A 7,606-nucleotide genomic window follows, 5' to 3' on the forward strand; every position below is an offset into this window, starting at 1 on the left:
CAGGCGGACAACGGCAGCGGGCGCCACGGCAGCACCGGGCGGACAACGGCAGCGGGCGCCACGGCAGCACCGGGCGGACAACGGCAGCGGGCGCCACGGCAGCACCGGGCGCCACGGCAGCACCGGCTTGACGCGACCCCGGTGTGCCCGAACAGCGGCTGTCCCGCCGTCAGTCGGCGGACGCCGACCAGCCGTCCGCCGCGATCCGGGCCGCGTCTTCGGGCCGCGCCTCGTCGAACAGGACCCGGCCGCCCGCGGTGACGCGCAGCGCGTCGGCGTACGCGCCCCGGCCGACGTACAGCCGGTCGGTGGTGTACCGCCAGCGCACCGTCAGCTCCCGCGCGGCCGGCAGGTCCGCGGCGAGCCGGTGCCAGACCCGGCCCGACCAGCCGCCGACCGCGCCGGACGGCCGGTCCACGGGCTCCTCACCGGGCCGGGAGGTCCTGAACGGCACCGGCAGCCAGGAGGCGCCGCCGTCCGCCGAGGCCTCCAGGGCCAGCCAGTCCGCGCCCGGCTCGGTGTCCCACCACAGCAGACAGCCCAGCCGGGCGCCGCCGCCGGAGGTGTCCAGCGGGGGCAGCGTGAGCGTCGCCGTCGTCGCGCTCGCCATGCCGGAGAACCAGGCCGTGCGCCCGCGCGCCGGGCGGACCGGCACCGCCCGCGCCAGGTGGTCCGCGGCGGCCACCCGCGGCGCCGAGCCGGAACGCCAACTGCGCACCGGGTGCACCGAGTTGCCGAGCACGACGAGGAACGAGTCGGTCGTCGGGTCGAGGACCAGCGAGGTGCCGGTGAACCCGGTGTGGCCCGCCGTGCGCGGGGTGGCCAGCGCACCCATGTACCAGTGCTGGTACAGCTCGAAGCCGAGGCCGTGCTCGTCGCCGGGGAAGGCGGTGTTGAAGTCGGTGAACATCAGCTCCACCGACTCCGGAGCGAGGACGCGCGTACGGCCGTAGGAGCCGCCGTTGAGCAGCGTGCGGGCGAGGACGGCCAGGTCCCACGCGGTGGAGAAGACCCCGGCGTGGCCCGCGACCCCGCCGAGGGAGAAGGCGTTCTCGTCGTGCACCTCGCCCCAGACCAGCCCCCGCTCCAGCCCCGACCACGGCTTGCGGGCGTCCTCCGTGGCCGCGATCTTCGGCTTCCAGGAGGCGGGCGGGGTGAAACGAGTGCGGTGCATCCCGAGCGGAGCGGTGATCTCGTCGTGAAGCAGGGTGTCCAGAGTGCGAGCGGTGATCTTCTCCAGGACGAGCTGGAGCGAGATCAGGTTCAGGTCCGAGTAGAGATAGCGGCTGCCCGGTGGCGCGACCGGCGCCTCGTTCCAGATCAGCCGCAGCTTCTCCTCGTACGTCGGCGCGGCGTACAGCGGGATCCAGGCGCGGAGACCGGAGGTGTGCGTGAGCAGCTGCCGGATCGTCACGTCCCGCTTGCCCGCGGCCCCGAACTCCGGCAGATACGAGGCGACCCGCCCCTCCAGCTCCAGCGCGCCCCGCTCGATCTGCTGCACCGCCAGCATCGAGGTGAACAGCTTGGACACCGAGGCGAGGTCGAAGACGGTGTCCCGCGCCATCGGGATCTGTTCCTCGGCCGGGAACTCCACGCCGGTGTCGGTCTTCTCGTCGTACGCGGCATAGCGCACCGCCATCCCGATCGGCTGGTGCAGGGCCACCGTGCCGCCCCGCCCCGCGAGCAGCACGGCGCCCGCGTACCAGGGATGCCTGGGGGAGGGGCCGAGGAACGTTTCGGCGTCCGTGACGAGCCGCCGCAGCGGCCCGGCGAGCAGCCCCGCGCGGTCCGGCGAGCCGTGGCGCAGGGTGGGACGCGCCGGATGCCCGCGCCCCGGCGCGGCGGTCGTGGCCGTGGCCCCTTGCGCGGGCAGCGGGGCGAGGACGAGCGCCCCGCCCAGGGCCACCGTCATCCTTGCGAACCGGCGGCGGGTCACCGCTCTGTCGGCCCTGTCCTCGGTCATCGCGTTCCTCCCGCGGGTGGTCGGCCGGACGCACTCGACAGCCTGTCCGGCGGACGGCTGCCGTCCATCCCCGCCGGGTCCCCGCCGGACGCGTCCGGCCGTGACCCGGCGGGCCGTTCAGCGCTCCCGCACCCGCACGATCCTCAGCGCGGGCGAGGACAGGATGTCCTTCTCGCAGAACCGCGAGGTCACCCACCGCTCACCGGAGAACAGCCGGGTCTGGTCGGCGTGGTGCGGCGAGTTCGGGTTCGACGACTGGGAGTACGCCAGCAGGGTCCGGGCCACCGGACAGCGGCCGCCGTCCCAGCCGACCGCCTGGAGGTAGCTGGAACCCGTGGTCACCTCCCGGTAGCCGCCCCGCGCCGGGTCCCACACCGGCTCGATCTTGTTCCACACGCCCAGCGACTCGGTGCCGCCGGACACGGGGACGCGCGCACCGCCGCGCACCACGAACTGGTGTGCGCCGAGCGGCGCGTCGAGCGGGATGCCCGCCGCCCGCAGCTCGGCGACCGCGTCCGCGAGGGCGGTGGCGAAGCCCGGCGCGGCCGTGTTCAGGGTGTGCGGGGTGCGGACCGGGTCGGCCGGCGAGAACGGCACCTTCCACAGCCGGTCGGCGGGCACGGACGCGGTGAGCCTGCGCCAGAACCGGTCGAACAGCAGGGCTCCCCGGCTGCCGGTGTCCACGGTCCGGTCCCAGGCGGCCAGTACGTCACACGCCTCCCGCACGTCCACCGGATCGCCCGTGCCGCTCGTCGCCGTCCCGCCGGGCAGCCCGGCGCAGGCCCGCGCCGCGTCGGCCGCGGCCAGGTCGCCCGCCGGCACCCGGTTGGCGAACTGCTGCCGCTGCAGGTCCCGCACGGTCAGCTCCCCGCGGCCCGCCATCGCCGCCACGTCCGCGAGCGCGCCGCGCGTGCGCAGCGAGCGCGGGGTGCCGATGTCGCCGAAGACCCGCTCGTACCCGGTCAGCGGCCGGTCCGCGTTGGCCAGCCAGGCGCTGTTGTTGGAGTTCTCCGCGTACGGCGCGTCCGTCAGCGTCGGCATGCGCGCCGGTCCGAAGATGCCCGCCTGCACGGCGTCGGCGTCCCGGCCGAGGGCGCAGTCGCCGCGCGAGCCGTCCAGGACCGCCACCCCGGACGAGGGGTAGGTGACCTTGCCGAGCGCGGTGGAGCACCGCCGGGCGAGGTCGTCGGTGATGCGGGGCAGCACCTGCGACTGGGTGAACAGCGTGTGCCCGGCCGCGTCCGCGGCGATGGTGTTCACCCACGGCAGGCCCTGGGTGCCGCGCAGCGCGTCGAGCACGTCGTCCGTGCTCCGGGCCGTGCTGAAGCCGAGTGCGGTGTCGGAGGCGCGCAGGTTGGCCGCGTTGGGGTCGTTGAGGGCGTACGCCGTGGTCGTGGTCCACGGCAGCGACAGGCCGCTGCCGAGCCCGCCGACCACCGGGCCGTAGCGCGTCCACCACTGGGTGCGGGTGACCGGCGCCCCGTCCCGTACGGCGACGGTGACCGTGCGCTTCGTCATCCGCTCCGGCCGGCCGTCGACCAGGTAGACCGTCGGGTCCGCCGGGTCGAGGGCGAGCTGGTGCAGGTTGAGGGTGACGCCGGTCGCCACGGTGTGGCTCCACGCCACGTGGGCGTTGTGCCCGATGGAGACGGTGGCCGAGCCGAGCAGCGAGCCGCCCGCCACGTTCAGCCGGCCGGGGATGGTCTGCTGCGACTGCCAGAACCGCCGCCCGCCCTGCCACGGATAGTGCGGGTTGCCGAGCAGCAGGCCCCGCCCGTTCGCGGTGGTCGCCCCGCTGAACGCGACCGCGTTGGAACCCATGCCGGACTCCTGCGCGGCGAACAGGTCACGGGCGGCGCGGGCGGTGTCCTCCGCGTCCGGGACCCCGGCGCCGGACGCGGAACCGGACGCGGCGCCGGACGCGGAACCGGACGCGGGGCCGGGCGCGGGGCCGGACGCGGCGTCGGACCCGGTCGCGGGCCGCACCGGCGGACGCGCCGCCGTGATGCCGTCCACGGCCCGCCCCTGCCCGCCGAGCACGGCGAGCGCGTGTGCGCGCGCCGCCACGTCCAGCGTCGTCACCGGCCGCACCCATGCGGCGCCCGCGCACCCCGGATCGGTGATCCGGTTCTGGCGCAACCACGCGTTGAAGCCGGCGGCGTAACCCCGCATCAGCTCCTTCGACGCCCGGCTCGGCCCCTCCGGGGCGGGCCGGGCGAGCAGCTTCTCGACCGTGCCCGCGTCGCGCACACCCCGGAAGTACAGGTCGCTGGAGAGGTTGGTGGCCGCCGAGGAGAGCGAGCCGTCGGGCGCGGCGTCCGGCCCGAAGTACCGCGACCGCTCACCGCGCACGGTCACGAAACCGTCGGCGAGGACGCACACCTGTTCGGCGGCCTGCGCCCAGCCGGTGCCGAAGCCGAGACCCGCCCAGCTGTGCCCGACGATGTGCGGAATGCCGTACTCGGTGTACCGGATGACGGCGGACAGCCCGCCGTGCGCGGGACGGTCCTCCCGGCCGCCGGGCGCGGCGGCGGCCGCGGGCAGCGCGGCCGTCGCGGTGAACAGGGCGACGGCGGTGACCGCGAGCCGTCTCAGGCGGATGCGCATCGAGCCTCCCGACAACTCCGTGGAGGGAAGGGGCGGTTGAGCGTACCAACGGGTATGTGCTCGGGGCACCGGGCGCGTTTGGTGTTCTTCGCGCTCTCTTGACCCCGCCCCGGCCCGCGATCGAGGATCGGGGGCCATGAGGCCCGGACACGGCAGCACGGTCGACGGGGTGCTGCGGCGCAGCGCCCGCCGCACCCCCGCCCGCGTCGCGCTGGAGTACCGCGACCGCCGGTGGACGTACGAGGAACTGGACGACGCCGTCTCCCGCGCCGCGCGCGCCCTCCTGGACCGGGGCCTCGCCCCCGGCGACCGCGTCGGCGCCTACGGCCACAACTCCGACGCCTACCTCATCGGCTTCCTCGCCTGCGCCCGCGCCGGCCTGGTGCACGTGCCCGTCAACCAGCACCTCACCGGCGACGACCTGGCCTACCTCGTCCGCCAGTCCGGCAGCTCGCTCGTCCTCGCCGACCCCGGCCTGGCCGGCCGGCTGCCCGAGGGCACCCCGGCGCTGCCGCTGCGCGACGCCGACGGCTCGCTGCTGGACCTGCTCGCCGCCACCTCGCCGTACGACGGCCCCGAGGCGCGCGCCGAGGACCTGGTGCAGCTGCTCTACACCTCCGGCACCACGGCCCTGCCGAAGGGCGCGATGATGACCCACCGGGCGCTGGTGCACGAGTACCTGAGCGCCATCACCGCCCTCGACCTGAGCGCCGGGGACCGCCCCGCGCACGCGCTGCCGCTCTACCACTCGGCGCAGATGCACGTCTTCCTGCTGCCGTATCTCGCGGTCGGCGCGACGAACATCGTCCTCGACGGGCCGGACGGCGACCGGCTGTTCGATCTGATCGAGACCGGGCGGGTGGACAGCCTGTTCGCCCCGCCCACCGTGTGGATCGGCCTCGCGGACCGCCCCGACTTCGCGACCCGCGACCTCGGCGGGCTGCGCAAGGCCTACTACGGGGCGTCGATCATGCCGGTGCCGGTCCTGGAACGCCTGCGCGAACGGCTGCCCGGCCTCGCCTTCTACAACTGCTTCGGCCAGAGCGAGATCGGCCCGCTGGCCACCGTCCTCGGACCCGACGAGCACGACGGCCGCCTCGACTCCTGCGGCCGGCCCGTGCTGTTCGTCGACGCCCGCGTCGTCGACGAGGACGGCAAGGACGTGCCCGACGGCACACCCGGCGAGATCGTCTACCGCTCCCCGCAGCTGTGCGAGGGCTACTGGGACAAGCCCGAGGAGACCGCCGAGGCCTTCCGCGACGGCTGGTTCCGCTCCGGGGACCTCGCGGTCCGCGACGCGGACGGCTACTTCACCATCGTCGACCGCGTGAAGGACGTCATCAACTCCGGTGGCGTCCTGGTCGCCTCACGCCAGGTCGAGGACGCCCTCTACACCCACGAGGCCGTCGCCGAGGCGGCCGTCGTCGGGCTGCCCGACGACACGTGGATCGAGGTGATCACCGCGTTCGTCGTCCCGCGCGGCGAGGTCACCGAGGCGGAGCTGATCGCCCACGCACGCGAACGCCTCACGCCGTTCAAGGCACCCAAGCGCGTGGTGTTCGTCGACAGCCTGCCCCGCAACGCGAGCGGCAAGATTCTCAAACGCGAGGTGCGGGACCGCGGTTGAGCGACGGACCGCGCGGCATACCGGGCGACGGCCTGGACGAGCCGCCGGGAGCGCGGCAGGCGGTCTCGGTGGTCCTCCCGGTGCTGCTCGACGGAGACCCGGGCGCAGGTCCGGACCCGGACGCGGGCCCGGACCCGGACGCGGGCCCGGAGCCGGACGCTGACCCGGACGCGGGCCCGGACTGGCAGCGAGGACCGCTGCCGTTCGGCCCCGAACAGCGGCCGTGGGACGCCGAACGCCGGGGCCGGTACTACGCACCGGCGGCCGCGCGGGCCCTGTACGGGCGACGGTGGCACCGCAGAGCGTCCGTCACCCGCGGCCCGCTGGAGCTGGAGGGCGTGGAACTGCTGCGGGTGGCGATGCCCCGGGAACCCCGGCAGGCGTTCGGCATCCTGCACTTCACCGTACGGGGCGTCCCGCTGCTCGCGGTGCTGCGGGCGATCGGGCACCGCCCGGGTGCGGGACCCGACCCGCTGACCGGCGCGCTCGACCCGGCCGCACTGTTCCACGGCGTCGCCGACACCGCGCCGCCCCGCGCACCGTTCGCGCTGGCCCGGCCGTACACGGTGGCCTTCCTCAGCCCCGGCACCGCGCACACCGCCGTCCTGCGGGACGCCGACGGGCGGCTGCCCGCCGGCGCCGACCGCCGGCTGCGCGCCCTGGCGTGGCGGGCCGCCGAGGCGGACAACCCCTCGACACCCGAACGCGTCGACGCGGTGTCGGCCGAGGCGATCCGCATCTCCGCCGACTGGAGCGCCCTGGTCTACCGGCACGGCACCGCGTTCCTCGGCCACCGGCCCGACCAGGGCCCCGGCGACTTCTACGAGTTCGCGGCGGTGCAGGCCCGCGCGGTGTACCTGGACGCGCTCCTGCTCGGCATGGTCCAGCGCGACCACCTCGACGCGCTCGCCGACGAGCTGTCCACGGTCTTCGACACCGCCCCGGGCCTCGCCCGGCGCGTGTCCGCCCTGGAGCAGAACATCGCGGTCTTCCGCAGCGCCCACTGGCGCCGCCACCAGACCGTGCACGGCCCCGCCGACGGACTGCTGCGCGCCTTCCAGGCCCAGCACCGGCTGCCCGAGCTGTTCACGGACATCCTGGCCGAGGCCGCCGACTACAGCCGGATCGTCCAGACCCGCGAGAGCCAGCAGATCGCGGGCGCCCTCGGCGTCCTCACCGTCCTCGGCCTCCCCCTCGGCACCGCCCTCTCCGTCCTCCAGGTCCTGGGCGACGAGAGCCCGTGGCACCTCCTCATCGCCCTCACCGCCGCCCTCGCCGCCACGGCCGCGGCCCTCACCACCCGCTACGGCCGCCTGGTCCTGGCCTCCTTGCGCGGCACGCCGCGCCGCGACCGCCGGCGCGACTGACACCCCGCGACCGGCGCGCCGCGACTGCCGCCCCGCGGCTGG

At 75.5% G+C, this 7,606-nt stretch carries 4 protein-coding genes; 2 read left to right on the plus strand and 2 right to left on the minus strand.

The annotated features are described in order from the left end of the window. Nucleotides 1-169 precede the first annotated feature (169 nt). Nucleotides 170-1,963: a serine hydrolase gene (locus AB0K92_RS21710; protein ID WP_365925195.1), complete on the minus strand. Its 1,794-nt coding sequence runs from the start codon at nucleotides 1,961-1,963 to the stop codon at nucleotides 170-172. A gap of 117 nt (nucleotides 1,964-2,080) precedes the next feature. Next, nucleotides 2,081-4,570 carry a penicillin acylase family protein gene (locus AB0K92_RS21715; protein ID WP_365925197.1) on the minus strand — a complete coding sequence of 830 codons (2,490 nt, stop codon included), beginning with the start codon at nucleotides 4,568-4,570 and terminating at the stop codon, nucleotides 2,081-2,083. Nucleotides 4,571-4,706: 136 nt separating this feature from the next. Between AB0K92_RS21715 and AB0K92_RS21720 the strand changes: the two genes are divergently transcribed. Then, nucleotides 4,707-6,197 carry an acyl-CoA synthetase gene (locus AB0K92_RS21720; RefSeq protein ID WP_365925199.1) on the plus strand — a complete coding sequence of 497 codons (1,491 nt, stop codon included), beginning with the start codon at nucleotides 4,707-4,709 and terminating at the stop codon, nucleotides 6,195-6,197. Further along, complete coding sequence (locus AB0K92_RS21725; protein WP_365925201.1) at nucleotides 6,194-7,564, plus strand: hypothetical protein; 1,371 nt, start codon at nucleotides 6,194-6,196, stop codon at nucleotides 7,562-7,564. The genes AB0K92_RS21720 and AB0K92_RS21725 overlap by 4 nt, the downstream gene beginning before the upstream one ends. Nucleotides 7,565-7,606: the final 42 nt, after the last annotated feature.

Source organism: Streptomyces sp. NPDC052687 (genome assembly GCF_040678395.1).
Lineage (GTDB): Bacteria > Actinomycetota > Actinomycetes > Streptomycetales > Streptomycetaceae > Streptomyces.